The 26,643-nt window shown below is 74.2% G+C and carries 23 protein-coding genes, 1 pseudogene and 1 riboswitch; of the genes and pseudogenes, 13 read left to right on the top strand and 11 right to left on the bottom strand.

Annotation, left to right across the window (positions count from 1 at the left end):
* The first annotated feature begins 50 nt into the window (after positions 1-50).
* The 8 genes from ACFUK0_RS08290 (at position 51) to ACFUK0_RS08255 (ending at position 11,443) form a co-directional block, all read left to right on the top strand.
* On the top strand, positions 51-1,721 hold the full coding sequence (locus ACFUK0_RS08290) for an FUSC family protein (protein ID WP_380247480.1): 1,671 nt from the start codon (positions 51-53) through the stop codon (positions 1,719-1,721).
* Positions 1,722-1,777: 56 nt separating this feature from the next.
* Positions 1,778-2,281, top strand: a complete 504-nt coding sequence (locus ACFUK0_RS08285; RefSeq protein WP_380247478.1) for a MarR family winged helix-turn-helix transcriptional regulator — start codon at positions 1,778-1,780, stop codon at positions 2,279-2,281.
* Between the two features lie 389 nt (positions 2,282-2,670).
* Positions 2,671-4,584 carry a sensor histidine kinase gene (locus ACFUK0_RS08280; RefSeq protein ID WP_380247477.1) on the top strand — a complete coding sequence of 638 codons (1,914 nt, stop codon included), beginning with the start codon at positions 2,671-2,673 and terminating at the stop codon, positions 4,582-4,584.
* Complete coding sequence (locus ACFUK0_RS08275; protein WP_380247475.1) at positions 4,581-5,015, top strand: roadblock/LC7 domain-containing protein; 435 nt, start codon at positions 4,581-4,583, stop codon at positions 5,013-5,015. The genes ACFUK0_RS08280 and ACFUK0_RS08275 overlap by 4 nt, the downstream gene beginning before the upstream one ends.
* A 20-nt stretch (positions 5,016-5,035) precedes the next feature.
* Positions 5,036-5,530: a DUF742 domain-containing protein gene (locus ACFUK0_RS08270; RefSeq protein ID WP_380247473.1), complete on the top strand. Its 495-nt coding sequence runs from the start codon at positions 5,036-5,038 to the stop codon at positions 5,528-5,530.
* Positions 5,531-5,555: 25 nt separating this feature from the next.
* Positions 5,556-6,182, top strand: coding sequence for an ATP/GTP-binding protein (locus ACFUK0_RS08265; protein ID WP_380247471.1), 627 nt, complete (start codon positions 5,556-5,558; stop codon positions 6,180-6,182).
* Between the two features lie 65 nt (positions 6,183-6,247).
* On the top strand, positions 6,248-7,486 hold the full coding sequence (locus tag ACFUK0_RS08260) for a styrene monooxygenase/indole monooxygenase family protein (RefSeq protein ID WP_380247469.1): 1,239 nt from the start codon (positions 6,248-6,250) through the stop codon (positions 7,484-7,486).
* 177 nt (positions 7,487-7,663) lie between these two features.
* Positions 7,664-11,443, top strand: coding sequence for a S8 family serine peptidase (locus tag ACFUK0_RS08255; protein ID WP_380247467.1), 3,780 nt, complete (start codon positions 7,664-7,666; stop codon positions 11,441-11,443).
* A 148-nt stretch (positions 11,444-11,591) separates the two neighbouring features.
* Here the strand turns inward: ACFUK0_RS08255 and ACFUK0_RS08250 are convergent, their stop codons facing one another.
* Both ACFUK0_RS08250 and ACFUK0_RS08245 read right to left on the bottom strand, forming a co-directional pair.
* Positions 11,592-13,193, bottom strand: coding sequence for an MFS transporter (locus tag ACFUK0_RS08250; protein ID WP_380247465.1), 1,602 nt, complete (start codon positions 13,191-13,193; stop codon positions 11,592-11,594).
* A 74-nt stretch (positions 13,194-13,267) separates the two neighbouring features.
* On the bottom strand, positions 13,268-13,714 hold the full coding sequence (locus tag ACFUK0_RS08245; RefSeq protein WP_380247463.1) for a MarR family winged helix-turn-helix transcriptional regulator: 447 nt from the start codon (positions 13,712-13,714) through the stop codon (positions 13,268-13,270).
* Positions 13,715-13,927: 213 nt separating this feature from the next.
* Between ACFUK0_RS08245 and ACFUK0_RS08240 the strand changes: the two genes are divergently transcribed.
* Positions 13,928-14,893, top strand: coding sequence for an SIS domain-containing protein (locus tag ACFUK0_RS08240; protein ID WP_380247461.1), 966 nt, complete (start codon positions 13,928-13,930; stop codon positions 14,891-14,893).
* Between the two features lie 82 nt (positions 14,894-14,975).
* Here ACFUK0_RS08240 and ACFUK0_RS08235 read toward each other — a convergent pair whose 3' ends face one another.
* On the bottom strand, positions 14,976-15,434 hold the full coding sequence (locus ACFUK0_RS08235) for a MarR family winged helix-turn-helix transcriptional regulator (RefSeq protein WP_380247459.1): 459 nt from the start codon (positions 15,432-15,434) through the stop codon (positions 14,976-14,978).
* Between the two features lie 138 nt (positions 15,435-15,572).
* Between ACFUK0_RS08235 and ACFUK0_RS08230 the strand changes: the two genes are divergently transcribed.
* On the top strand, positions 15,573-16,781 hold the full coding sequence (locus tag ACFUK0_RS08230) for an MFS transporter (protein ID WP_380247457.1): 1,209 nt from the start codon (positions 15,573-15,575) through the stop codon (positions 16,779-16,781).
* A gap of 35 nt (positions 16,782-16,816) precedes the next feature.
* Here the strand turns inward: ACFUK0_RS08230 and ACFUK0_RS08225 are convergent, their stop codons facing one another.
* Entirely contained in the window at positions 16,817-17,446 is a 630-nt protein-coding gene (locus ACFUK0_RS08225; protein WP_380247455.1) for a class I SAM-dependent methyltransferase, read from the bottom strand.
* A 185-nt stretch (positions 17,447-17,631) separates the two neighbouring features.
* Between ACFUK0_RS08225 and ACFUK0_RS08220 the strand changes: the two genes are divergently transcribed.
* Entirely contained in the window at positions 17,632-19,845 is a 2,214-nt protein-coding gene (locus ACFUK0_RS08220) for an alpha-N-acetylglucosaminidase (protein ID WP_380247454.1), read from the top strand.
* Between the two features lie 37 nt (positions 19,846-19,882).
* On the opposite strand, the gene ACFUK0_RS08215 is transcribed toward ACFUK0_RS08220, so the two are convergent.
* The 7 genes and pseudogenes from ACFUK0_RS08215 to ACFUK0_RS08185 all read right to left on the bottom strand — a co-directional run bounded on the left by ACFUK0_RS08215 (position 19,883) and on the right by ACFUK0_RS08185 (position 25,305).
* Positions 19,883-20,389: a DinB family protein gene (locus ACFUK0_RS08215; RefSeq protein ID WP_380247452.1), complete on the bottom strand. Its 507-nt coding sequence runs from the start codon at positions 20,387-20,389 to the stop codon at positions 19,883-19,885.
* Positions 20,390-20,481: 92 nt separating this feature from the next.
* On the bottom strand, positions 20,482-21,525 hold the full coding sequence (locus tag ACFUK0_RS08210) for a Ku protein (protein WP_380247450.1): 1,044 nt from the start codon (positions 21,523-21,525) through the stop codon (positions 20,482-20,484).
* Positions 21,526-21,607: 82 nt separating this feature from the next.
* Positions 21,608-22,465, bottom strand: a complete 858-nt coding sequence (locus tag ACFUK0_RS08205) for a DNA ligase (protein ID WP_380247605.1) — start codon at positions 22,463-22,465, stop codon at positions 21,608-21,610.
* 81 nt (positions 22,466-22,546) lie between these two features.
* Positions 22,547-23,425 (bottom strand): annotated as a pseudogene (ligD, locus tag ACFUK0_RS08200) (non-homologous end-joining DNA ligase); the annotation flags it as partial.
* Positions 23,426-23,456: 31 nt separating this feature from the next.
* Positions 23,457-23,678, bottom strand: coding sequence for a hypothetical protein (locus tag ACFUK0_RS08195; RefSeq protein ID WP_380247448.1), 222 nt, complete (start codon positions 23,676-23,678; stop codon positions 23,457-23,459).
* 112 nt (positions 23,679-23,790) lie between these two features.
* Positions 23,791-24,597: an adenosylcobinamide amidohydrolase gene (locus ACFUK0_RS08190; protein WP_380247446.1), complete on the bottom strand. Its 807-nt coding sequence runs from the start codon at positions 24,595-24,597 to the stop codon at positions 23,791-23,793.
* Between the two features lie 57 nt (positions 24,598-24,654).
* Entirely contained in the window at positions 24,655-25,305 is a 651-nt protein-coding gene (locus ACFUK0_RS08185) for a histidine phosphatase family protein (RefSeq protein ID WP_380247444.1), read from the bottom strand.
* A 117-nt stretch (positions 25,306-25,422) separates the two neighbouring features.
* Positions 25,423-25,586: riboswitch (cobalamin riboswitch) on the top strand.
* A 32-nt stretch (positions 25,587-25,618) separates the two neighbouring features.
* Here ACFUK0_RS08185 and ACFUK0_RS08180 point away from each other — a divergent pair.
* Together ACFUK0_RS08180 and ACFUK0_RS08175 are read left to right on the top strand one after the other, a co-directional pair.
* On the top strand, positions 25,619-25,834 hold the full coding sequence (locus ACFUK0_RS08180; protein ID WP_380247442.1) for a CbtB-domain containing protein: 216 nt from the start codon (positions 25,619-25,621) through the stop codon (positions 25,832-25,834).
* 19 nt (positions 25,835-25,853) lie between these two features.
* Complete coding sequence (locus ACFUK0_RS08175; protein WP_380247440.1) at positions 25,854-26,621, top strand: CbtA family protein; 768 nt, start codon at positions 25,854-25,856, stop codon at positions 26,619-26,621.
* Positions 26,622-26,643 lie beyond the last annotated feature (22 nt).

Here is a 26,643-nt window from a genome sequence, read left to right as displayed (position 1 = left end):
CGCGATCGGGGAAATTACTTCACGAGTAAATTACCTGCTAATCTTTTGGTATGGCAGGACAGCTCGCACTCCCCTCCCCCCGTCCCCGGCGCCTGCCGCCGCTGCGCCAGGTCCTGCGGATCGGCGCCGCCGGGGACGGCTGGCACCGGCCCGCCGCCAGCGCCGTCACCGCCCTCGCCGCCATCGACCTCACGCTGCTCGCCCTCGGCCGGCTGGACCTCGCGCTGTACACCTCGGCCGGCGCCCTGGTCGCGCTGTACGGCCACGGCCTGCCCTACCCGGCCCGCGCCCGGACCCTCGCGGGGGTCGCGGCGGGCACCGTCGCCAGCACCGGCGTCGCACTGGCCGCCGCGGCACTGACCGGCTCGGTCGCCGTCCTGGTCGCCGTCAGCGCCGTACTGGCCGCCCTGCACAAGATCGGCTGCGACGCCGCCCGGGTCGGGCCGCCCGGCAACATCATCATCACCTTCACCAGCGCCAGCTGCGCCTTCGTCCCCGGGCGGCCCGGCGACCTGCCGTTCCACCTCGCCCTCACCGCGGCCGGCGCCGCGCTCGCCTGGCTGGTCTGCATGGCCCCGGCCCTGATCCGGCCGTACGGGCCCGAACGGATCGCCGTCGCCCGCGCGCTGGAGGCCGCCGCCCGCCTGCTGCGCAGCGGGCCCGACCGGAGCCCGCAGGCCCGTACCGCGCTGGCCGGCGCCGTCAACGCGGCCCGGCGCGCACTGGCGCGGCCCGCCCCCGGACGGCACGAGGCGCTCGGGGACGGCCTGGAGCGGCTGCTGATCCGCGGCGAGTCCGCGCTCGCGCCCGGCGCGGACCGGGGCCGGGCCGGGGCGTACGAGAGCTGGGCCCGCGACCTGCGCCGGGGCCGCCCGCTGCCCCGGCCGCACCTCGGCCCCGCCGAGGAGCGCGAACTGCGCGCGGCCGGCCCGCTGCCACCGGCACCCGGCGGCGCCCTGCGGAACGGCCTGCGCCCCGGCTCGCCGCTGCTGCCGGTCGGGCTGCGGGTGGCCGTCGGCTGCGCCGCCGCCGGGTGGCTGTCGATGGGCCTGGGGGTCGGCCGGCCGTACTGGGCGGTGGTCACCGCCGCCTCGGTGTTCCAGGCCAACAGCGTGATGTCCTGGCAGCGCGCACTGCAACGCGTGCTCGGCAACCTGCTCGGTCTGGTGCTGTTCACCGCCCTGCTGCCCGTCTCGCGCTCCGGGCAGCTCGCGCTGATCCTGCTCGGCCTGCTCTGCCAGTTCGGGGCGGAGGCGACGATCGCCCGCAACTACTGGCTGGCGAGTGTGTTCGTGACGCCGATGGCCCTGCTGATGACCGAGTTCGCCGGTCACCACCCCGCCCGCGAGATGATCGCCGACCGCTGGCTGGACACCTGCATCGGCGCCCTGGCCGGCCTCGCCGCCTGCCTGCTGGTCACCAACCGCCGGACCGCCGGGCGCCTCGACCACGCGCTGGCCTGCGTACGGGACGCCGCCCACGCGGCCCACGCGGCCCACGCGGCCGCGGGCTCCGCCGCGGACCTCGTACCGGCACGCGGAAGGCTCTCGCACGCGCTGGTCGACCTGCGCGAGGCCGCGGACACCGCCGCCGGCGAGTGGTGGCAGCGGCCCCTGCCGCACGAGCACGTGGCCGAGGCCGAGCGGACCGGCCACCGGCTGCTCGCCACCCTGGTCGGGCAGCGCGGTGGCGGCCCCGGCACGGCCGCCACCGGGCCGTAGGATCGAGGCGGCCGGGCCCCTCACCGGGGCGGGCCGCAACAGACGGGAGTACGGCCGTGGAGGACGTCGTCGCGGGCGTACTGCGACAGTGGGAGAGCGCCTACCCCGGGCTGGAGACCGGCCCGATCGCCGTGATCGGCCGGTTGAACCGCTGCTCGGCACTGCTCCAGCAGGGCGGCGGCGGCCCGCTCACCCGCGAGGGCGTCACCCGGCCGGAGTTCGAGATCCTCGGCGCACTGCGGCGGGTCGGCCACGAACTGACGCCGACCCAGTTGGCCCGCGAGAGCTTCGCCTCCGGCGCCGCCGTCACCAAGCGCGTGCGGTCGCTGGAGGAGCGCGGCCTGATCGCCCGGCGGACCGACGAACGGGACCGCCGGGTCGCCCACCTCTCCCTGACCCGCAGCGGCCACGACCTGGTCGACCGCCTCTACCCCGAGCTGCTCACCTACGACAAGGCCCTGCTCTCCGGCCTGACCCCCGGACAGCAGGGCGAGCTCGCCGAGGCCCTGAGCCGCCTCCTGCTGGCACTGGAGGGCAGCACCGGGCGGCTCCCCAGCTGAGCCGGCCCCCGGCCGCGCGGCCGGTCGGCACCGGACCGGACGTCAGTCCCTCCGCCCGGCGGCGACCCGGCGGCAGCTGAAGTTCGCTCACCTACCACCGGGGTGAGGAGTGTGAGATCTCCGTCACATTCGGTGACCCTCGGTTTCAGGTGCGCAACTGTCCGCATCGCGCTGACCTGCGACGACTGGTCATTGCATAACATTGTGTCAGAAAAGTGTCCGGAGCCGAGTCCGAGTTGATCTTGTTTGTCCACCTCTTTCTACGGTTGACTCTCGCGGGTGTCTGCGGCGGGATCGGGGGTTACCGTCCTCCTTTGAGATCCACGAAGGCCTTGCGGTGCTACGGCACTTGAGGTCTGACGAGATTGTGAGCACCGTTGCGTACAAGGATGACGGAGCGTCGGCGCCCGGGCAGTGCCCGCAGCGGCCCGGCCGACGAGGGCCCGGCCGGGTCGGGCCTCGCCCGGACCGGCGTCCGCGCCGCCGGACGCTTTCCACGGCCCCTCGCCTGTTGCCTGGCCGTCCTCTCGCTCTCCGGCTGCGGTGCCACCACGGACGGCTCCGCCGGCGCCGGGCTGCTCGGCGCCGGTGCGGCGGCGGCGGTCGTGCTGGCCGGCGGCAGTGCGCTGGTCGCCCGCCGGGTTACCAAGCGCCCGCTGGAACGTGCCCGGGACCAGGACGCCAGCAACCTCGGCGCGGTGCTGGAGGAGCGGGCCGGCCTCGCGGCCGAGCGCGAAGCCCAGGACCGCCGGCTGCACGCCTACGCCGCCGAGCGCCAGGCACTGCTCCAGGAGCGCGAGCACCTGCTCCGGCACCAGGAGGAGCTGACCCGGCAGTGGACCGAGGCGGCCGAGCAGCAGGCGGCGGCCGCCACCCAGCTCGCCGAACTCAGCTGCGAGCACGACGCGCTCGCCAAGGAGCGGGACGAGCTGGCGAAGGAGCGCGACGAGCTGGAGGGCAGCGTCGACTCGACCTTCGTCAACCTGGCCATGCGCACGCTGACCCTGGTCGAACGCCAGCTCGTCCTGATCGAGACGCTGGAGGGCCGCGAGGCCGACCCGGCGCAGTTGGAGAGCCTCTTCCGGCTCGACCACCTGGCCACCCGGATGCGCCGCAACAGCGAGAACATGCTGCTGCTGGCCGGCCTGGAGAACAGCCACCGCAGCCGCAAGACCGTCGCGCTGCTGGACGTCGTCCGGGCCGCCGTGTCGGAGATCGAGCGCTACGAGCGGGTCCGGCTGGGGTTCCTGGCCTCGATCCGGCTCAGCGGCGCGGTCGCCGACGACACCAGCCACCTGGTGGCCGAGCTGCTGGAGAACGCCACCGCCTTCTCCCCGCCGCAGGACCAGGTCGAGGTCGGCGGCTGGCTGCTGGACAACGGCGAGCTGATGATCTCCGTGACGGACCGTGGCATCGGGCTGCCCGGCGAACGGCTGCGCGCCCTCAACGACCAGCTCTCCGAGCCGTCCGAGCCGGGCGCCGACCGCCGCGACGCCCTGCTGGCCGGCGCCCTGACCGGCCGCAGCATGGGCCTGTTCGTGGTCGCCCGGCTCGCCCGGCGGCACGGCATCCGGGTACAGCTGCGGGAGAACGCGCAGGGCGGCGGTGTCACCGCGATGGTGATGCTGCCCCGCGAGGCGCTGCTCCAGGACGCCGTGACCACGACGGACCTGGACGACCAGCGCCGGGCCGAACGGACGGCCGCCTCCACGGCGGCGAACGCCCGCGCACAGGCCGAGGCCGCCGAGGCGGCGCTGCCGCCCGTCCCCGCCGCACCCCGGCCGGTCGCGGCTCCCGCCGGTGGCGAGCCGCCCGCGCTGCCGCGCCGCAAACCGGCGGCGCAGGCCGCCGGAGCGGACCCCGGGCCGGCCCCGGCGGCCGCCGCCGAACAGCAGCCGGAGCCGACCCGCGGCGAGCGCCAGGCACCGTACGAGACGCCGGAGGCAGGTGCCGGGCCGGTCACCCCGCTCGGCCTGCCGCGCCGCGTCCCGCGCGGCAACGGGCTCCCCGGCACCGGCGAGACGCCCACCTCGGGCCTTCGCCGGCTCGCCGCCGAGCCGGAGCCGGCAGCCGCACCGGCAGAACCCGCCGCAGCCGCACCGGCACCCGCCGCGGCAGCGGACCCCGCCGCACCCGCCCGGACGGGCGTCTCGCCCGAGGAACTGCGGCGCAGGCTCGGCACCTTCCAGGGCGGACTGCGCCGGGCGGCCCGGGAGTCCGCGCGGGGCGGCACCGACCGGCCGGTCGTACCGGAGCAGCAGCAGCCGCCGCACAGTGCGGCCGTCGAGGGGGACAAGCGATGAGCGGCTACGGACAACCCGCGATGAGCCAGGCCGCCAGCAGCGTGCGCTGGCTGCTCAGTGACTTCCTCGGCTCGGTCACCGGCGTGGTGGACGCCGTGGTGGTCTCCTCGGACGGCCTGCTGCTCGCGGACTCGCGCGACGGCGGCCGCTCGGAGCAGCTGTCGGCCATCGTCTCGGCGCTGACCAGCCTGGCCGCGGGCGCGGCCGGTTCGCTGGACCGGGGCGCGGTGCGGCAGACCATGGTGACGATGGATCAGGGACACCTCGTGGTGATGGCGATCAGCGACGGCTCGTGCCTCGGTGTCTACGCCACCCTCGACTGCGACCTGGGCGTGGTCGCCTACCAGATGGCGCTGCTCGTGGAGCGCGCCGGACATGCGCTGACACCTCAGGTGCGCAGCGAACTCCACCGGGCGATGGCCGTCCGATGAGGCCAGGGAAGGTGGGAAGCATGGCCGGCAGTGACAGCGGCAGTACCCACGGCGCCGCGCAGGTGCCCGGGCAGGGGACGGGCCGGGAGGCCGGACCGGGCCACGCGCTCCGGGTGCAGCGCACGGACGCGGTGCGACCGGGGCGCGGGCGCTCGTCCCGGGTGCGGCCCTACACGATCACCCGGGGCAGGACGCGGTTCACCCGCGTGCTGCTCGTCGAGACGCTGGTGTCGGCGCTGAACCGGCCGGCCGATCCGGCGGACCGGGCGCTGCCCGAGCTGGCGGCGATCAACGAGGTGTGCCGGGGCCAGATGCGGTCGATCGCGGAGATCTCGGCCCTGCTGCGGATCCCGCTGGGTGTGGTAAAAGTGCTGGTCAGTGACCTCGCGGACCAGGGCCGGATCAGGGTGCACGGCGCGGATCCCGCGACCGGCTCCCCCGGCGGGGACGAGGGGTACGGAACGTCGAAGCGGGATCTGCTGGAGAAGGTGCTGGGTGGACTTCGCAAGCTCTGAGGCTGCACGGGAACGGGCCTCAGCAATGCCGGGCGCGCAGGTCGCGCCCGGAACCTCTGACATACCGCCGGGTGTCCCGCTGATCGCCGGGACGGCGACCTCCACCAAGATCGTGGTGGCGGGCGGCTTCGGCGTGGGCAAGACCACGTTCGTCGGGTCGGTGTCCGAGATCCCGCCGCTGACCACCGAGGCGGTGATGACGGAGGCCAGTGCCGGCATCGACGACCTGGGCGGCGTCCCCGGCAAGTCCACCACCACGGTGGCGATGGACTTCGGGCGGATCAGCCTGGCCCCCGACCTGGTGCTGTATCTCTTCGGCACCCCCGGGCAGGGCCGCTTCTGGTTCATGTGGGACGACCTGGTGCGCGGCGCGGTCGGCGCGGTGATCCTCGCCGACACCCGCCGGCCGGCCGACTGCTTCCCCGCGCTCGACTACTTCGAGGGCACCGGGCTTCCCTTCGTGGTGGCGGTGAACCAGTTCGACGGCGCCCCGGTGTACTCCACCGAGGCCGTCCGCGACTCGCTGGCCCTGCCCGACCACATCCCCCTGCTGCTCTGCGACGCGCGGCAGCGCTCCTCGTCCGTCGAGGTGCTGACCGCCCTGGTGGTGCACGCGCTGGCGCAGGAGTCCGCGTCCGCCGGACACCGCTGAGGCTCCGAGACTCCCGGGCGGCCGGGGCGAACTTGACCACCACCATCTTGAGAAGGCAGGCAGCGATGCGCCGAATACTGATCGTCGGAGCCGGGCAGGCCGGGCTCCAGCTCGCGTTGGGCCTCCAGTCCAACGGCTACGACGTCACCGTGATGACCAACCGCACGGCGGACGAGATCCGCGACGGACGGGTGATGTCCACCCAGTGCATGTTCGCCTCCGCGCTGCAGACCGAGCGTGAGCTGGGCATCAACTTCTGGGAGCAGGAGGCCCCGAGGATCGAGGGGCTCGGCGTCTCGGTCACCGGCCCCGAGTCGGCCCGGGTGATCGACTGGGTGGGCCGGCTCAACGGCTACGCGCAGTCCGTCGACCAGCGGGTCAAGATGTCGGGCTGGCTGGAGACCTTCGCCGAGCGCGGCGGCCAGGTCGTGGTGCACGGCGTCGCCGTCTCCGACCTCGACTACTTCGCCCGCACGTACGACCTGGTGCTGGTGGCGGCGGGCAAGGGCGAGCTGGTCTCGATGTTCGGCCGGGACGCTTCGCGTTCGCCGTACGACGCGCCGCAGCGCGCCCTGGCCGTCAGCTACGTGCACGGCCTCGGGCCGCGCCCGGAGCACGACTTCCGGGCGGTGCGCTGCAACCTGGTGCCCGGCGCCGGCGAGCTGTTCATCATGCCGACGCTGACCACCTCGGGCCCCGCCGACATCCTGTTCTGGGAGGGCGTCCCCGGCGGCCCGCTGGACGTCTTCACCGACGTCAAGGACCCGGCCGAACACCTGCGGCTGACCCTGGACCTGATGAGGACCTTCACGCCGTGGGAGTACGACCGCACCCTCGGCGGCGTCGAGCTGACGGACGCCGGCGCGACGCTGGCCGGCCGCTACGCGCCGGTGGTCCGCAACCCGGTCGGCGAACTGCCCGGCGGCGGACTGGTGCTGGGGGTGGCCGACGTGGTCGTCGCGAACGACCCGATCACCGGACAGGGCTCCAACAACGCCGCCAAGTGCGCCTCGGTGTACCTGGAGGCGATCCTGGAGCACGGTGACAAGGCGTTCGACCGGGACTTCATGCAGTCCGCCTTCGACCGGTACTGGGAGGGCGCCCAGCACGTCACCAAGTGGACCAACGCGATGCTCGCCCCGCCGCCGGAGCACGTGCTGAACCTGATCGGCGCGGCCGGCCAGCTCCAGCCGGTGGCGGACCGCTTCGCCAACGGCTTCGACAACGCCGCCGACTTCGAGAACTGGTTCTTCGACCCCGAGAAGGCCTCGGCCTACCTCGGCTCGGTCGCCCCGCAGGGCTGACCCGCGCGCCCCACGACGGCCCCGGGCCGCCGGACCGCCCGTCCGGCGTGCACCCGGGGCCGTCGTGCGCCCGCACCCCGGCCCGGGCGGGGCCCGCCGGGGCGGTTATCCGCCCAGGCGGGTTCCCGCCTCCCGGAGCCGGTGCCCTGAGCACCTGTCAGCCCGAAAATCATCTGCATGACCCCCATACGACGACGGGTCCCCCTGCTGGCCGGCGCCACCGCGCTGCTGCTGGGCACCGGGATCCTGCTGCCCCCGACCTCCGCGAACGCCGCGCCGGGTGCCACCGCACCCGCCACGGCGGCGCCGTCCGCCACCTACGACCTCACCCTGGTCACCGGCGACGTCGTGCACTTCACCGACGGCCCAGGCAGCCTGGACACCGTTACCGTCGACCGCCCGCACGGCGCCCCCGGCGGGGTGCACGTCCAGCAGTCGGGCGGCGACGTCCACGTGGTGCCGGACGAGGCGCAGCCGCTGATCGCGGCCGGCAAGCTGGACAAGCGGCTGTTCGACGTCAGCGCCCTGGTGAGGATGGGCTACGACGACGCCCGCTCCGGCGGCATCCCGCTGATCGCCGCCTACACCGGCCCGGCGCTCGCCGCCCGGTCGCTGCCGGCGGCGCCCGCGGGCAGCACCGTGGTGCGGCAGTTGCCGAGCATCGGCGGGGCGGCGCTCAGGACCACCGGCAAGGACGCCCGTGCGTTCTGGGACGACCTGGCCCCGAAGCCGGCCGCCCGCTCCCTCGACGACGCCCGGGGCATCGACAAGCTGTGGCTGGACGGCCGGGTCGAGGCGAGCCTCAAGGAGTCGGTGCCGCAGGTCAACGCCCCGCAGGCCTGGGCCGAGGGCTTCGACGGCACCGGCCGCAAGGTCGCGGTGCTGGACACCGGCGTGGACGAGAGCCACCCGGACGTCAAGGACCGGATCGACGCCGAGCAGAGCTTCGTGCCCGGAGAGGCCGTCACCGACGGGAACGGGCACGGCACGCACGTCGCCTCCACCGTCGCGGGCAGCGGCGCCGCCTCCGCGGGCGCGTACAGGGGCGTCGCGCCGGGCGCGCGGCTGCTCGTCGGCAAGGTGCTGTCCGACGAGGGTTCCGGGCAGGACTCCTGGATCATCGCCGGGATGGAGTGGGCGAAGGCGCAGGGCGCCGACGTGGTGAGCATGAGCCTCGGCTCGCCCGTCCCCGACGACGGGACGGACCCGATGTCGCAGGCGGTGAACGCGCTGTCCGCGAACGGCGGGCCGCTGTACGTCATCGCCGCCGGCAACGCCTACGCGGCCGGCTCGATCGGCTCCCCCGGCTCGGCCGCCGCCGCGCTGACGGTGGCCGCCGTGGACAAGCAGGACCAGCGGGCGGACTTCTCCAGCATGGGCCCGCTGACCGGCTCGTACGCGCTGAAGCCGGATCTGTCCGCGCCCGGTGTCGACATCACCGCCGCGCGCTCGCAGGCACTGGCCTCCGGCAGCGGGATGTACCAGACGATGTCCGGTACCTCGATGGCGACGCCGCACGTGGCCGGCGCGGCCGCGGTGCTGAAGCAGCGCCACCCCGAGTGGAGCGGGCAGCAGCTCAAGGACGCGCTGATGAGCTCGTCGAAGGTGCTCGGCCGGACCCCGTACGAGCAGGGCACCGGCCGGCTCGACGTGCTCGCCGCCGTGGACTCGGCGGTGCAGGCGACCGGTTCGGTGGAGGCCGCGGCCTACGACTGGCCCACCGCCGGCGCCGCGCCGGCCACCCGCACCGTCACGTACCGCAACACCGGTACGGCGCCCGTCACGCTGAACCTGGCGACGGACACCGCCGACCCCGCGTACACGCTGTCCGCGAAGGCGGTCACCGTCCCGGCGGGCGGCAGCAGCGACGTCACGCTCACCCTCGACCCGGCGGGCGTGCCGGACGACACCGCGTTCTCCGGGCAGGTGCTGGCCACCGACGCGGCCGGCCGGGTCGTCGCGCACACCGGCTTCGCCCTCCACAAGGAGCGCGAACTGTACGACTACACGGTCCGGCTGACCGGCCGGGACGGCAAGCCGGCGGCCGGCATCGTGGTGCTGGCCGAGAAGAGCGACCCGACCATGTCGCCGGTCGCGGTGGACGGCGAGCGCACCCTGCGGCTGCCGCCGGGCACCTACACCACCTGGGCGGCGCTCGACGTCGCCGGGGACGCCCCGGACTCGCTCGGCATGGCCGTGCTGATCGACCCCGAGACCGTGCTGACCGGGCCCGCCACCGTGAGCCTCGACGCGTCGAAGTCCCGCCGGGTCAGCGCCGCCGTACCGCAGCAGACCGAACAGCGCCAACTGCACTGGGACTTCGCCCGGACCTTCGCCAACGGCGTGGTGCTGCGCGACGCGTACGTCATGCCGGCCGGCTACGACGCGCTCTACGTGAGCCCGACCCGCGAGGTCACCGACGGCAGCTTCGGCTACCTGACCCGCTGGCGGCTCGGCGAGCCGATGGTCGGCGTCTCCACCGTCGGCCACGGCAGGCAGGAGCAGCAGCAGGAGCAGGAGGAGCAGGGCGGTCGGCACGACCAGGGCCCCGAGGTGACCGCACAGCCGGGCGCCACCGTCACCGACGGCTCCGCCCGGCTGCGCACGGTGTACGCGGGCAGGGGGGCGGCGGCCGACTACGCGGGCCTGGACGCCAGGGGCGGGGCCGTGATCGTCGATCGCAGCGACGCCGTCCGCCCGGCGGAACGCGCCGCGAACGCGATCGCCGCCGGAGCGAAGCTGCTGATCGTCGTCAACGACGGGCCCGGCAGGCTGCTCGACTACTACGCGGACGACCAGGGCGTGGACACCCCGATCACCGTCGTCTCGGTGATGCGCGACGCCGGCGCGGCTCTCGTCACGGGCGCCCGGCACGGCGGCCAGAAGCTGGACGTCACCCAGCGCCGGGACACCCGCTACCTGTACGACCTGCTCGACCAGCACGACGGCAGCGTCCCGGACCGCCCGCTCGCCTACACCCCCGACCCCGGGCGCGACCTGGCGAAGGTGGAGGCCACCTACAACGGCTTCCGGCAGGTGCCCGGCGGCGGCTTCCGCTACGACATCCCGGCCTGGGGCTACGGTATCGGCTACGCCGAGAAGGAGACCTACCCGAGCACCCGCACCGAGTGGGTCTCCAAGCAGCAGGGCACGGGCTTCTGGTACGAGGACCACAGCGTCTACAGCGCCGACTACGGTACGCAGTTGGCGGAGATGCGCGGCGGCGAGGACCGCTACCGGCCCGGGAGGTCGTACCGGACGAACTGGTTCGGCGGCATCCAGCGCCCGCGTCTGGGCACCGCCTACTGGGGGCCCAACCGCAGTGTCCACGACGACATCCAGTTCAACATCACCATGTGGACGGACAACGGCGCCGGCCACTCCGGGTCGATGCCCGACGACGAGTACGAGACCACGACGTACGCCTTCTACCGGGGTGACACCCTGCTGAAGTCCGGTGCCGGGCGAGCCGGTTACGGCTGGGACCTGCCGGCCGAGACCCAGCCCTACCGGCTGGTGCTGGACTCGCAGCGGGACGCGAAGACCTGGAAGACCTCGACCCGCACCCACACCGAGTGGGGGTTCGGCTCCGGCCGGCTCCCGCAGGACGGGCCGTACCAGCAGGACATCAAGCTGCTCCAGCTCGACTACGACGTCCCCGTCGACACCGCCGGTGACGTCAGGGCCGGCGGCACCACCCGGATCGGGATCTCGGCGGCCACCCAGGAGTGGCTGGCCGACGTGACCCGGGCCTCCTCGGCCACCCTCGCGGTCTCCTACGACGACGGTGCCCGCTGGACACCGGCGACGCTGAAGCGGACGGGCGACGGCAGTTGGGCGGCCGACATCAAGCTGCCCAAGGCCCGCGGCGGGTTCGTCTCGCTGCGGACCACCGCCTCCGACGGCAGGGGCGGGACGGTGAGCCAGGACATCATCCGGGCGTTCGGCCTGAGCTGATCCGGCGCCGGACGGGATACGACCGGGCCGGACCGCGTGAAGCGGTCCGGCCCGGTGGTGGCGGGCGCACCGATGCCCTGGGTGCGCCCGCCGTCGGCGTCCCGGCCCCGTCCCTGAGCCGTGTTGGTCCGCCGAGTACCGGGGTGGGTCAGCCGGCCACCGTCATGGCGGCCTTCTCGGCCGTGGCGGGCCGCACCGGCTCCTGACCGGTGCGCAGCGGCGTCTCCTTGATGAAGACCATCGCGATCAGGGCGATCAGCGCGACCGGCGCGGCGATCAGGAAGACGCCTCCGGTCGCGTGGCCGTACGCCCCCTCGATCACGTGGGCGATCGGCGCCGGCAGGGTGCGGACGTCGGGCAGCGAGCCGTCGCCGCCCGCCGAGGCGACACCGAGGCCGGCCAGGCCCTCGGCGGTGTACGTCTTGACGTGGGCGGCGAGGACGGCGCCGAGCGCCGACACCCCGATCGTGCCGCCCAGTGTCCGGAAGAACGCCACCACCGAACTGGCGGAGCCGAGTTCGCGCATCGGCACGGTGTTCTGGACGGCCAGGACGAGGTTCTGCATGGTCATCCCGAGGCCGCAGCCGACCAGGAGCATGTAGCTGCCGAGCAGCACCAGCGAGGTGTCCACCCGCACGGTCGACATCAGCGAGAAGCCGACGGTCAGCAGCACCCCGCCGATCACCAGGTAGCGCTTCCAGCGGCCGGAGGCGGTGATCAGCCGCCCGACGACGGTGGACGACAGGACCAGCCCGATGATCATCGGCAGCGACATCACGCCCGACATCGTCGGCGACTTGCCCCGGCTGATCTGGAAGTACTGGCTGAGGAACACCGTGGCACCGAACATCGCGGTGCCGACCGCGAGGCTCGCCACCACCGACAGGGCGACGGTGCGGTTGCGGAACAGGTGCATGGGGATGATCGGCTCGTCGGTGCGCAGCTCGACCAGGACGAAGAGACCGGCCAGGGCCAGCGCGCCGAGCACCATCACGGCGGTCTGCCAGGAGCCCCAGGCGAAGGAGTCTCCGGCCAGCGAGACCCAGACCAGCAGCAGGCTGACCGCGGCGCTGACCAGGACGGCGCCCGGGTAGTCGACCTTCACCTGGCGCCGGACCACCGGCAGCTTGAGGGTGCGCTGCAGGACGACCAGCGCGAGCACCGCGAAGGGCACGCCGACGTAGAAGCACCAGCGCCAGCCGAGCCAGGAGGTGTCCACGATGACGCCGCCGAGCAGCGGGCCGCCGATGGTGCCCACGGCCATCACCGCGCCGAGGTAGCCGTTGTACTTGCCGCGCTCACGCGGCGGGATCATGGTCGCCAGGATCACCTGGGCCAGCGCGGTGAGACCGCCGGCACCCAGGCCCTGCACGACCCGGCAGGCGATCAGCATGCCGCTGTTCTGCGACAGGCCGGCGAGTGCGGAGCCGAGGATGTAGACCACCAGGGACAGCTGGATGAGCCGCTTCTTGCTGGTCAGGTCGGCGAGCTTGCCCCAGATCGGGGTGGAGACGGTGGTGGCGAGCAGCGTCGCGGTGACCACCCAGGTGTAGGTGGACTGGCTGCCGTGCAGGTCGGAGACGATCCGCGGGAGGGCGTTGGACACCACGGTGCTGGACAGGATCGCCACGAACAGGCCGAGCAGCAGACCGGAGAGCGCCTCCATGATCTGCCGGTGCGTCATGGGCGCCGCCGCCTGCGCCGCTCCCCCGGCGGGTGCGGGAGCCTCGGCGGTTGGCTGGTGTGACACGTGCTTCTCCTTGGTCCCGTCGTGCTCGGCGGGTGTTGCGGTGGCGCTCCGGACGACGTGCTTCGAGGGGGCGTTCAGCTCGGGGCTGCCGCCGGCGGAGCGGCGCGCGGCAGGCGCTCCAGGTCGTGGTGCAGGCGGCCGACGAGTTCGGCGAACGTCGCCAGCTCGGCCCGGTCCCAGCCCGCGGTGGCCCTGGTCAGCTGTTCGGCGCTCTGCCGGCGGGCCTCCGCGACCAGGCGGCGGCCCTCGGCGGTCACGCTCACCAGGCAGGAGCGGCCGTCGGCCGGGTTGGGGCGACGGGCGACCTGGCCGTCCTGCTGGGCGTGGGAGAGCTGTCTGCTGACGGCCGACATGTCGACGAGGAGGTGTTCGGCGAGTTCGACCACCCGCATCTCGCCGTGCCGTTCCAGTGCGGCGAGCACGGCGACCCGGGCGGTGGCCTGCGGGACGAGGTGGCGGCGCAGGTCGCCGACGGCGCCCAGATGGCTGAGGACCGAGGCGATTGCCTGTTGGTCGTCCACGCGTCACCCCTCGAATTTGATTGCCTGGGGCAACTATATGCCTTGGTTGCCTCGGGCAACCATTTCGGATGGCAACTCCTCCGTGCGCTTGGTCACACCCCCCGGGAACTCGACGCCGATTCGAAGCAGGATTGCGCGATCATGCGTGAAACTGCTATCTAATGAGCAGTATCAAGCAGACAGTTTTCCGTCCCGGTCACCCCAGGAGCGCCCATGCCGAGCCCGACGCCCGCCCCCACCTCCCGCACGGCCGTCGAGATCGACTCCCAGCCGGCCTGCTGGCAGCGGGCCGCCGAACTCGCACCGGCACACGCCGCCGTCCTGCCCCGGCGGGGCGAGCGGGTCGCCGTGATCGGCTGCGGCACCTCGTGGTTCATCGCCCAGGCGTACGCGGCGCTGCGCGAGCAGGGCGGCCACGGCGAGACGGACGCCTTCGCCGCCTCCGAGTTCCCGCGGCGACGGGCCTACGACCGGGTGATCGCGCTCACCCGCTCCGGCACCACCTCCGAGGTGCTGGACCTCCTCGCCCGGCTGGGCGCCTCGACGGCCGCCACCGCGATCACCGCCGACCCGGCCACCCCCGTGATGAAGCTCGCCGGCAACGCCGTGGTGCTCGACTTCGCGGACGAGGAGTCGGTGGTGCAGACCCGCTTCGCCACCACCGCGCTCGCACTGCTCCGCGCCCACCTGGAGACCGAGGGGGCCCTGCCGCCCGGCGTGCGCACCGTCGCGCAGGCCGCCCTGGACGCCGGGCGGGCCCTGGCCGAGCCGCTGCCCGAGGGAGCGCTGACCGCCGGCCAGATCTCCTTCCTCGGCACCGGCTGGACGTACGGCCTGGCCCAGGAGGCGGCACTGAAGATGCGCGAGGCGGCCGGCGCCTGGACCGAGGCCTACCCCGCGATGGAGTACCGGCACGGCCCGATCGCGATCACCGGCCCCGGCCGGGCGGTCTGGACGTTCGGCGCCCTGCCCGCCGGCCTCGGCGCGGACGTCACCCGGGTCGGCGGCCTGCTGATCGCCGGCTCCGGCGCGGACGCGGACCGGCCGGCCCTCGACCCGATGGCCGACCTGGTCCGCGTGCACCGGCTCGCCGTCGCCGCCGCCGAGGCCGACGGCCGTGACCCGGACCGCCCGCGCAACCTGACCCGCTCGGTGATCCTCGGCGCGGACCTGGGCTGACCCGGGCCGGACGCCGACAACGCGAAGGGCCGCCGGGGCCGCCACAAGGCGGTTCCCGGCGGCCCTTCGGGCGCTCCCCGGATCAGGCCGGGACGTTCAGCTTCTCGACGGCCGAGACCAGCGGTGACAGCTCGGGAACGGTCGCGGCCTCGTCCAGGGCCTCCCGCAGGGCCCGGTCGTTGGTGGGGCGGGCCTGCTCCAGAAGGGCCTGACCGGTCTCGCTGACGTTGGTGTAGATGCCGCGCCGGTCGGTGGGACAGAGGTAACGGGCGAGCAGCCCGCGGTCCTCCAGCCGGGTGACGAGCCGGGTGGTGGCACTCTGGCTGAGCACGACCGCGTCCGCGACCTGCTTCATCTGCAGGTGCCCGCCGGGGCCGTCGTGCTGGCGGCTGAGCACGTCGAGCAGGGAGTACTCGCGCACGCTCAGGTCGTGGGCGCCCTGCAGCGCTTTCTCCACGTGGCTCTCGATCCGCCCGTGCAGCAGCGACAGTGCGCACCAGCCCTGGGCCAGGGTGGTGAGTGCGGGATCCGTGGCGGTCATGTCCGGCTTCCTCCTCCGTGCGATGCGGTTCCCAGGATAGAGCACTTTCGCAATATCCCGCGCTTGCAATTAACCAGCGCCTGCAATTATTGTTGGCGCTCGTAAGGCACGGAAGCAAACATCTGGAAGGCATCCCCCATGCCCCTCGCACTCCTGGCCCTCGCCATCGGGGCCTTCGGAATCGGCACCACCGAGTTCGTGATCATGGGCCTGCTGCCCGAGGTCGCCGGCGACTTCGGTGTCACCATCCCCACCGCCGGCTGGCTGGTGACCGGCTACGCCCTGGGCGTGGTCATCGGCGCCCCCCTGATGACCGTGCTCGGCACCAAGATCTCCCGCAAGCGGATGCTGATGCTGCTGATGGGCCTGTTCATCGCCGGCAACGTACTGTCCGCCCTCGCCCCCGTCTTCCCGGTGATGGTCGCCGGGCGGCTGGTCGCCTCCCTCGCGCACGGCGCGTTCTTCGGCATCGGCGCGGTCGTCGCCGCCGACCTGGTCGCGCCCGCCAAGAAGGCCGGCGCCATCGCCATGATGTTCACCGGCCTGACCGTCGCCAACGTCGTCGGCGTCCCGCTCGGCACCTACGTCGGCCAGGCCGCGGGGTGGCGGACCACGTTCTTCCTGGTGGCCGCGCTCGGCGTGCTCGGGCTGGTCGGCATCGTCAAGCTGGTGCCGGAGATCCCCAAGGCCGAAGGCGTCAGCCTGCGCAACGAGCTGGCCGCCTTCCGCAACGTCCAGGTCCTGCTGGCGATGGCGATGACGGTGCTCGGCTTCGGCGGGGTCTTCGCCGCCATCACCTACATCTCGCCGATGATGACCGAGGTGGCCGGCTTCGCGGACTCCTCCGTCACCTGGCTGCTCGTCCTGTTCGGCCTCGGCATGGTCGGCGGCAACCTCGTCGGCGGCCGGTTCGCCGACCGGGCCCTGATGCCGATGCTGTACGTCACGCTCGGCTCGCTGGCCCTGGTGCTGGCCCTGTTCACCGTCACCGCGCACAACAAGGTCGCCGCGGCCGTCACCATCACGCTGATCGGCGCGCTCGGCTTCGCCACCGTCCCGCCGCTGCAGAAGCGCGTGCTGGACCAGGCCGCCGGCGCCCCCACCCTCGCCTCCGCCGTCAACATCGGCGCCTTCAACCTCGGCAACGCCCTGGCGGCGCTGATCGGCGGCATGGTCATCTCGGCCGGCTTCGGCTACACCGCCCCGAACTGGGTGGGCGCCGCCCTCGCCGCCGCCGCCCTGCTGCTGGCCCTCGTCTCCGGCGCGCTCGACCGCCGCGACCCCGCCCGGGGCGCCCGGGTCGTCACCGGGAGCGCCGGTGCCGCCGAACCCGCGCTGCAGCACTGAGCCTTCGAACCACCGAAACGCAGGGCGCCGGCTTCTCAGCCGGCGCCCTGCGGGCGCTCCAGCCGGACGAGGGCGTCGACGGCCCGGGCGGACGCTCCGTCGGCGGTGGCCACCGAGCGGTGCACGTGCTCGGCGCGGACCGTCCGCAGGCCGTGCCCGGCGAGGTCGGCCACGATGTCCCCGGGGCTGTACAGCACCCGGGCGTCCTGCGGGCCGCCGGAGCCCTCGGTGAGGTTGGCGGTGGCGTGGCCGACCACCAGCAGGGTGGCGCCGGGGGCGAGCGCGGTGGCGGCCAGGTCGAGCACCCGGCGCCGTTCGGCGGCCGGCAGGTGCAGGTAGACGATCAGCACGAGGTCGTGGCCGCCCGGCTCGGGCCGGTACCCGAGGGCGTCCGCCCGGACCCAGTCCAGCCGCCCGGCGACCTCGGGCGGCCCGGCCGCGGCGAGCCGCCGCCCCCGGTCGACGGCGACCTGCGAGAAGTCCACCGCGGTGACGCGCCAGCCCCGCGCCGCCAGCCAGATGCTGTTGCGGCCCTCGCCGGCCGCCAGATCGAGGGCCCGTCCGGCGGGCAGGTCCGCACACTCCCGGACCACCCACCGGTTGGGCTCGACGCCCCAGACCAGATCGGTGGCACCGTAGCGCGCGTCCCAGTCGTGACTGTCCATCGGGATCACTCCTCCTCGTCGGTCGGGCCCGGCGGCCGTCGCCCCTGCCGACCGTACGCCGCCGCCACCGTGGCGGGACGCAGCCGCGGCGTCCGACTTCACCCGGACGCGCCGACGTCGGCGGGGCCCGCGCCGGCGGCCACCGGGCAGAATCCCCTCAGAGCCTGACGGAAGGCACCGGCCGCATGCACCCGTACTCCCGCCCGCGCCGGACGGCCGCGACCCTCGCAGCCCTGGTGGCGGCCGCCGCCCTGCTGGCGGCGCCGGGTGCGGCCCCGGCCGCCGCACCTTTCGAGGCGGCGCCGGCCGTGGAGGCCGTCGGCCGCCTCCTGCCCTCCCACGCCGGTCAGTTCACCCTCACCCCGGTGCCGGGGGACGGCGGCGGGGACTACTTCACGGTCAGCGGGACGGCGGGAGCCGTCACCGTCCGCGGCACCTCGCCGGCCACCCTGCTCACCGGGGTCGGCTGGTACCTGGGGCACGTCGCCGGGGTGGACATCGGCCTGCCGGGCGACTCGCTGCCGGCCCTACCGGCCGTCCTGCCCGCCGTGACCGGTCCGGTCACCCGGCGCGCCGTCGTCCCGCACCGGTACGCGCTGAACGACACGGATGCCGGGTACTCGGGCGCCTACCGTGACTTCGCCGCCCACCAGCGCGAGATCGACGTGCTGGCCCTGCACGGCGTCAACGAGGTCTTCGTCCAGACCGGCGCCGAACTCCCCTACCTCCAGGCCCTGCAGAGCTTCGGCTACCGCGCCGGGGAGCTGCGCGAGTGGATTCCCGCACCGGCCCACCAGAGCTGGTGGCTGCTCCAGAACATGAGCGGCTTCGGCGGGCCCGTCCCGGAGCGGCTGGTCAACGCCCGCGCCGCGCTGGGCCGCCGGATCGCCGACCGGTTGCGCTCGCTCGGCATGACGCCCGTGTTCCCGGGCTTCTTCGGCACCGTCCCGCCCGGGTTCGCCGCCCGCAACCCCGGTGCGCGCACCGTCCCGCAGGGCGACTGGGTCGGTTTCGACCGGCCCGACTGGCTCGACCCGACCAGCGAGGTCTTCGCCCCGCTCGCGGCCGCCTACTACCGGGCGCAGCAGGAGGCGTTCGGTGACAGCGGCATGTACAAGATGGACCTGCTGCACGAGGGCGGCACCGCCGGCCCGGTGGACGTGGCGCGGGCCGCGGGAGCCGTGCAGCGGGCGCTGCTCACGGCGCACCCCGGCGCGCTCTGGGCCGTCCTCGGCTGGCAGGACAACCCGTCCGCCGCCCTGCTGTCCGGCGTCGACCGCTCACGGGTGCTCGTCCTGGACGGCCTGGCGGACCGCGCCGACGAGCTGGACCGCGACACCCGGTGGCAGGGCGCCCCGTACGCGTTCGGCAGCATTCCCAACTTCGGCGGCCACACCACGCTCGGCGCCAACACCGGCGCCTGGGTGCGGCGGTTCGAGCAGGGGCGGGCCCGGCCGGGCAGCGCCCAGAGCGGGATCGCCTACCTCCCGGAGGGCACCGGAACCGACCCGGCGGCCTTCGACCTGTTCACCCAACTCGCTTGGCAGCAGAATCCGGTGGACCTGACCGCCTGGTTCGGCGAGTACGCCGCCCGCCGCTACGGCGGCGCCGACCCGCATGCCGCCGCCGCCTGGGACGCGCTGCGGCAGGGCCCGTACGGCATGGAGGCGGGTACCTGGAGCGAGGCGCAGGACAGCCTGTTCGCCGCCAGGCCGGGCCTGGACGTCGCCACGGCCGCGAGCTGGAGCCCGCCCTCGATGCGCTACGACCCGGCGTACGTACGCCGTGCTCTGACGGAACTCCTCAAGGTCGCACCGGAGTTGCAGACCTCGGACGCCTACCGCTTCGACCTGGTCAACACCGCCCGGCAGGCTCTCTCCGACCGCGCCCGCACGCTGCTCCCGCTGATCGCCGACGCCTACCGCAGCGGGTCCCTGCTGCGGTTCCGCACCCTGGTGGCCGAGTGGAACGGCGATCTCGCCCTGCTCGACCGGCTCACCGGCAGCGACCCGCGCCTCCTGCTCGGCCCCTGGCTCGCCGCCGCCCGGTCGCAGGGCGCGGACACCGCCGAGGCGGACCGGCTGGAGTACGACGCCCGCTCACTCCTCACCACCTGGGGCGGGCGCGGCCCGAGCGAGGACGGCGGCCTGCACGACTACGCCAACCGCGAGTGGTCGGGCCTGGTCGGGAGTGTCTACGCCCCGCGCTGGGCGGTCTGGTTCGCCGCCCTGGACCACGCGCTGTCCACCGGAACCGCTCCCGCCCCGGTCGACTGGTTCGCGATGGACGACGCCTGGGCGCACCGGACCGACCCGTACCCGCTCACGCCGTCGGGCGACCCGGTCACCCTCGCCCGCAGCGTCGCCGACGCCCTGCCGCCGGCCGACGGCAAGCCCTGAGGCCCGGCCCGGCGCGGCGCGGTCAGGCGCGCTGCGGTCAGGCGCCGACCGTGCCGTCGATGCCCTCGCGGAGGAAGTCGGCGTGGCCGTTGTGCCGGGCGTAGTCGTGGATCAGGTGCAGCATCACCAGGCGCAGCGAGACGTCCTCGCCCCAGCGGGCCTGATGGCCGGTCACATCCAGGGACTCGGCGGCCTGTTCGATCCTTCGGGAGTGCTCGACCTCCGCCTGCCAGGCGGCGAACGCCTCCGACCGGGTGGCCGAACTCGCGTCGTAGGCGGCCTGGTAGTCCTCCTCGTCGGACCAGACGAACGGGACGTCCTCGGCGTTGATGACCCGGCGGAACCAGGTGCGCTCCACCTCGGCCATGTGGCGGACCAGGCCGAGCAGGGTGAGCGTCGACGGCGGCATCGAGCGGCGGCGCAGGTCCTCGTCCGAGAGGCCGTCGCACTTCATCGCGAGCGTCGCGCGGTGGTAGTCGAGGAAGGCGCGCAGCGTTTCGCGCTCGCCGCCGGTGAGGGGCGGGCCGGTCCGTTCGGTGGTCACTGGTGCGGTGTTCCTTCCGGCCGTGCCGATCCGGGCCGGCCCCGCGGTGCCGGGCGGGGCCGGTTTGTCGTGCTCAGGCTACTCGGTGCCGGTCAGGAGGCCGCGCGCAGATGCCGCGCGGGCACGGCCGCCTGCTCCAGGGCGGCCTGGAGCTCGTCCCGGGTCATGGTGGAGCGGTGCGGGATGTCGAGCTCGCTCGCCCGCCGGTACAGCTCGGCCTTGGTGAGCTCCGACAGGTCCTCGGCCGGCGCCTTCTTCCGGCCTGCGGAGGCCCGCTTGCGGGGCTTTCCGGCGCCTTCGTCCTCGGCACCGGCTTCGCTTCCGCCTCCGGCGTCGGCATCCGCACCGGCCGGACGGCCGGCGGATTCCAGACTGCGGCTGAGGACGTCCATCAGGTCGATCACGTTGCTGGGCCGGGGAGCCGCCGAGGGGGCCTCGAACTCCTGCCCGGCCTGCTTGGCCGCGATCAGCTCGTGCACCTTCTCCTCGAAGGTGTCCTTGTAGTCGTCGGGGTTCCAGTCCACCGCGAGCATGTCGATGAGCTGTTCGGCCATGGTGAGCTCGCGGTCGCTGACCGTGGTGCCGCTCTCCGGGAGGTTGCCGATCTCCCGGTGCGGGTCGCGGACCTCGTCGGCGAAGTGCATGGTGTGCGCGGTCAGGATCCCCCGGTCGGCCCGGACGGCGGTCAGGTACTCCTTGCCGCGCATCGAGAACAGCGCGATGCCGGCCCGGTTGGACTGCTCCAGGGCCTTCTGCAGCAGGGTGTACACCTTGGCGTACTCCTTGCCCTTGGGCCCCAGGTAGTACGTCTTGTCGAAGAAGATCGGCTCGACCTGGTCGAGGTCGACGAATCCGCTGATCTCGATGGTCTTGGAGCGGCCGGGCGAGATCTGGTCGAGCTCCTCCGGCTCGACCACCACGTACTCGCCCTCGGCGGTCTCGAAGCCCTTGACGATGTCACCGAACGCGACCTCCTTGCCGGTGCGCTCGTTCACCCGCAGGTTGCGCACCCGGTCCGAGGTGCCGCGCTGGATCTGCCGGAAGTGCACGGTGTGGTCCTCGGTCGCCGCGTAGAGCGACACGGGTACGGAAACCAGGCCGAAGCTCAGGATCCCGCTCCAGATCGGTCGGGCCATCACCGGCCTCCTCTCGGATCCCCCGCACTCCATGGGACCACGGACCCCCCGGATCACGCACGCCCCCGTCGTCCGGCCCGTCTCAGTCGCCGCGGAGCCGGACGAAGCGGGCGCCGGACGCCCGGCCCGTGCCGATCCTGACCTCGGCCCGCAGCGGGCTCCGCAGGGGGTGGACCGTCCCGTGCTCGGGGTCCGTCCTCGGCTCATCGAGCAGGCCGGCCGCCGCCTCGGCGACCTGCCGCGCCTGCACCGGGGTGAGCTGCGGCGAGCCGAGCACGGTGGTGCCGTCGGCGAGGCGCAGCAGCAGGGCGCGCGGGCGGCCGGGGGTGCCGGTGAAGCCGGTGACGGTGGCGTCGGTGGTGTCGCCCGGCCGGTACTTCACCCAGGCCCGGCCGGCTCCCCTGGCGCGGTAGGCCGAGGCCAGGCTCTTGCAGACGATGCCCTCCACGCCGGAGTCGGCGAGCCGCTCGGACCAGCTCAGCGCCTCGGCCCGGCTGCCGGTGGCCAGCACGGCCTGGACGGGCGGCGGCACGTCGGCCAGCACCTCGGAGAGCAGCCGGCGCCGGTCCGCCAGGGGCAGCCGGCGCACGTCCCGGCCGCCGGGCAGGGCCAGGACGTCGAAGGCGATCAGCCCGAGCACCACGCCGTCCGCGTCCCGGGCGGCGGGGGTGCGCAGCAGTTCCCCGAAGGCGAAGCGTCCGCCCTGCCAGGCGACCAGTTCGGCGTCGAGGACGAGCCCTTCGGGCAGCCGGGCGACAGCGTCGGCGATCGCGGGGAACTCGGCGCAGAGGTCCCGGCCGGAGCGGGACTGCAGGTAGGGGGGCCGGCGCCCGCGGGCGAACGCGAGGCAGCGGAAGCCGTCCAGCTTCAGCTCGTAGACCACTCCGGCGCCGCCGAGCCCGTCCTCGGGCGGCAGCGCGGGGACGGCGGCCGGGCGCATCACGTCGAGTGGCGGCTCCAGGCCGGCGGCAGCGGGAGCGGGAGTGGGAGCAGGGCCCGCCGGGGCGGAACCGGGGACGTCCGGCAGGCGGTGGGCGCGGGAGGGGATCAGCAGCGGGGCCAGCAGGTCGCCGTGCTCGCGCAGCCGGCCGGGGATGTCGGCGATGGTGAACTCCAGTTCGCCGGCCGTGGCGGCCCGGTCGAGTTCGTCCCAGGTGAGGGGCGTGGAGACGGTGGGCCGGGGCCGGGCCCGGACGGTGTAGGGGGCGGCGGTGGTCTTCTTCGCCGCGTTCTGCGACCAGTCGACCAGCACCCGGCCGACCCGGCGGGCCTTCGCCATGGTGTGCACCACCAGGTCGGGGTGGGCCTGTTCGAGTTCGGACGCGACGGCCTTCGCGTACGCCGAGACGCGCTCGCTGGGCGTCGGACGGAGCGGCACCAGCAGGTGCAGGCCCTTCGAGCCCGAGGTCTTGACCCAGGCGGTGAGGCCGTCGGCGGCGAGGCGCTCGCGCAGCAGGCCGGCGACGGCCCGGCAGGTCAGGACGTCGGCGCCGTCGCCCGGGTCGAGGTCGAGGACGAGCCGGTCGGCGAGGGCCGGTTCGGCGGCGTGCCACTGCGGCACGTGCAGTTCGACGCAGCCGAGGTTGGCCGCCCAGACCAGGGTGGCGGCGTCGTCGACGACGACCTGCCGCAGGCCCCCGGCGGTGCTGGGCACCGCCACGGTGCGCACCCACCCCGGCGTGCCGGACGGCGGGCTCTTCGCGAAGAACCGTTCGCCGTCGACGCCCTCGGGGCAGCGCAGGAACGACAGCGGCCGGTCCCGCAGGTGCGGGAGCAGGGTGGACTGGACGGCCGCGTAGTACCGGACGATCTCGCCCTTGAGCGTCCCGGTCTGCGGGAAGTAGACCTTGTCCAGGTGGGACAGGGACAGCCGGCGTCCCTCCACCACGGTCACCGGCACCCCGTCACCCGCTCCCGCCGCCTCGCCGCGGTCAGTGCGTGCGGTCCTGGAGGTCCGCCATGGCGACGGCCCAGCGGATGTACTTGTTGCGCCCGAGGTCGCCGACCGTCCTGATCTTCAGCGCGGCGAGCGCCTCACCGTGGGCGTCGGTCACGCCGGCCAGCGCGGCGACCGGAGCGTCCAGCACCTCCGGGAGGCTCAGGTTCTCGTACTTCTTGTCCAGCACCTTGTCGAGATCGGCGGTCACGGTCATGGCGGGGCTCCTTGTCGCGGACTGTCGCGGACTGTCGCAGACGGACGATGTGCACCCAGGCTCGGGCCCGCACCGCGGCGACGCCATCCTGATCGGCCGACCGGGGGACGGCTCAGCCGGCCAGGAGGACCGCGCTCCGGCAGACCCCGAGCGGCGCCGGATGCCCCGGCAGCGGGCCGCCGGCCCGGCGCACGCGGTCCTGTTCCGCGCCCTCGCGCACCGCCCGGTGCACGGCGCGGGCCAGCCGCGATCCCCAGGTGGACCTGGGGCCGCCGAACGGCTCGGCGTCCGTGCCGGGGCCGGCCGCCCGGACGGCCACGCAGACCGCGTCCGAGGCCGTGCCGGAGCAGTCGTACCCGGCGTCGAGCAGCGCCTGCACCTTCGCCTCGGTCACCGTGGTGAGGAGGTTGGCCAGACCGGCGTCGGACACGGCGGCCGGCACCACCGCGAGGATGTTGATCGTGCCCGGGACGTACCCGGTGGCGGCGGCCGGTACCGGCTCGGGCGCGGCCGCCCAGGTCGGCACGCCGATGCCGGTGGTCACGACGGCGGTGGCGCCGTCCTCGGCCGCCCAGGTGTACCCGTCGACGTCGGCGGCGGTCATCAGCCCCACTCCGGGGCCGGCGAGGCCCTGGGCGGCGGCCAGCTCCGCCAGGTGCCGGTCCGGGTCCATCCGGCTGTAGCCGGGTCTGACCTGGGCGTTGAGGACCCAGCCGCGCTCCCCGAGCCCGCCGCCCAGGACGCCGCTGCTGAGCATCCGCCACCCGGGCCCGGCGCGCCAGACCAGCAGGTGGCGGCACCGGCCGTCCTCCGGGCGGGCGCCGCGCTCGACCAGCAGGGGGCCGCCGGCCGGCGCCGGGGCCGTACCGTACGGCTGCTGCGGCTGCGGCTGCTGCTGCTGCTGCTGCGACGGCGTCACGAAGCACCTCTCGGGTCGGCCGGTGGGGGAGGTGCACAGTCTCGCAGAGGCTGCGCCTCAGTCCGTCGCCCGTCCTGCCGGACTCCCCCAGCGGACGTTCCACCGGCCGGCGCGCCCGGTCAGTTCGGTGACGGTCAGGGGGCGCACGTCGAGCCGCCAGAACGCGGCCCCCGGCACGCCGAGGGCGTGCAGCGCGGCGGCCCGCACGACGTCCGGCTCGACCACCGCGAGGACCGGGCCGCGACCGTCCGGCGCAGCGTCCGGCGTGGTGTCGGGGGTGGTGTCGGGGGTGCTGTCGGGCGTGCTGTCGGGGGTGCTGTCGGGCAGGGCGTCCAGCCAGGCGCCGACCCGCGTGCAGAACGCCGACAGGCGCTCGCCGCCGTGCGGGGCGGCGTCCGGGTCGGCCAGCCAGCGGGCGACCGCGTCCGCCTCGGCGGCCGCGACCTCGTCCAGCGTCCGGCCCGTCCAGCGGCCCATCGAGCAGCCGGCGAGCGCAGGCACCGGCTCGGCGGCCAGGCCCAGGGCGGCAGCCGTACCGGCGCAGCGGACCGACGGGGAGGCGTAGGCCCTTGCGTGGCGCGGGACTTCCGCCGCGGCCGACCGGGCCTGGCGCAGGCCGGCGGGCTCCAGCGGCCCGTCCCGGTCGAAGCGGGCCTCCCGCAGGGCGGTGCTCATCGCCGCTGAGACCAAGGTCACCCGGACCGTCACCACTGTCTCCTCGTCCTCTCCAACTGCACTGCCGCCAAGGCGATTCGCTCCGTGCACCCGGCGCCGGGCAGGCGCACCGGCCGGGCGCGGCGCAAGAGCGCCCCGCGCGCGCCCTTGGCGGGCCCGACCACAGACGGTACCTTCAAGCCCGATACGACGACGGTATGACGGAAGTCCGGTGAGAATCCGGCACGGTCGCGCCACTGTAAGCCCGCAGCACCAGCCCAACCGGCCGGTGCGGGCGGGGAGTCAGACCCGATGCCGTCGTCTCTGCACCATCTAGCGGGACGCGAGTTCCCGAGGAGGTCCTGTCATGGCACATTCCGCTGCCCCCGCAGCCATCCCCGCTGCCCCTCTCACCCTGCCTCTCAAGGCGATCGCGCCCTGGGCGGTCTTCTTCGGCATCCTGATGGTGGGTCTGATCTACTTCGTCGGCGCCGAGCAGGGCGCCACCGCCCTCATCTCCGGTGAGACGGTGCACGAATGGGTGCACGACGGCCGTCACCTGCTCGGCTTCCCCTGCCACTGATCCCGGGGGAACCCTGCTCATGAACTCCACCACCGTCAGATCCCTGCTGGTCCGCGGCATGCTCGCGGGCCTCGCGGCGGGACTGCTCGCCCTGGTCGTCGCCTACCTGATGGGCGAACCGCACATCGACGCGGCGATCTCGTTCGAGGAGGCCCACAGCCACGAGCACGGCGAGGTCGAACTCGTCAGCCGCTCGCTGCAGTCGACTGCCGGCCTCGCGACCGGAATCCTGCTGTACGGCGTGTCGCTGGGCGGGCTCGCCGCGCTCGGCTTCTGTTTCGCCCTCGGCCGGGTCGGCCGCTTCACCCCGCGCGCCACGGCCGCCCTGCTGTCCGCGGCGGCCCTGTTCGCGGTGTACCTCGTGCCGTTCCTCAAGTACCCGGCCAACCCGCCGTCCATCGGTGATCCCGAGACGATCGGCAGGCGCACCACGCTGTACTTCCTGATGATGGCGCTCAGCGTGCTGCTGGCCGTCGGCGCGGTGATCGTCGGCAGGCGGCTGGCCCCGCGTCTGGGCAACTGGTACGCGACGGTGGCGGCCGTGGCCGGCTTCGCCGTGGCCGTCGGCCTCGCGTACGCGTTCCTGCCCGCGATCAACGAGGTGCCCGAGGAGTTCTCCGCCACGCTGCTGTGGCAGTTCCGCCTCTCGGCCCTCGCCATCCAGCTCACCCTCTGGGCCGGTTTCGGCCTGCTGTTCGGCCACCTCGCCGAGCGGGTGCTCGCCCCGAAGGCCGCCGCCGCGGCCGGGCGGGCGGCCGTACCGGAGGCGGCGGCGTCCGCCGTCTGACCCCTGGTGCACGGCGGAGGCC

The sequence above is a fragment of the Kitasatospora sp. NPDC057223 genome, from assembly GCF_042669755.1.
GTDB lineage: Bacteria > Actinomycetota > Actinomycetes > Streptomycetales > Streptomycetaceae > Kitasatospora.
Note: the sequence above shows the minus strand (reverse complement) of the source record. Positions and strands in the feature narration are given on the sequence as shown.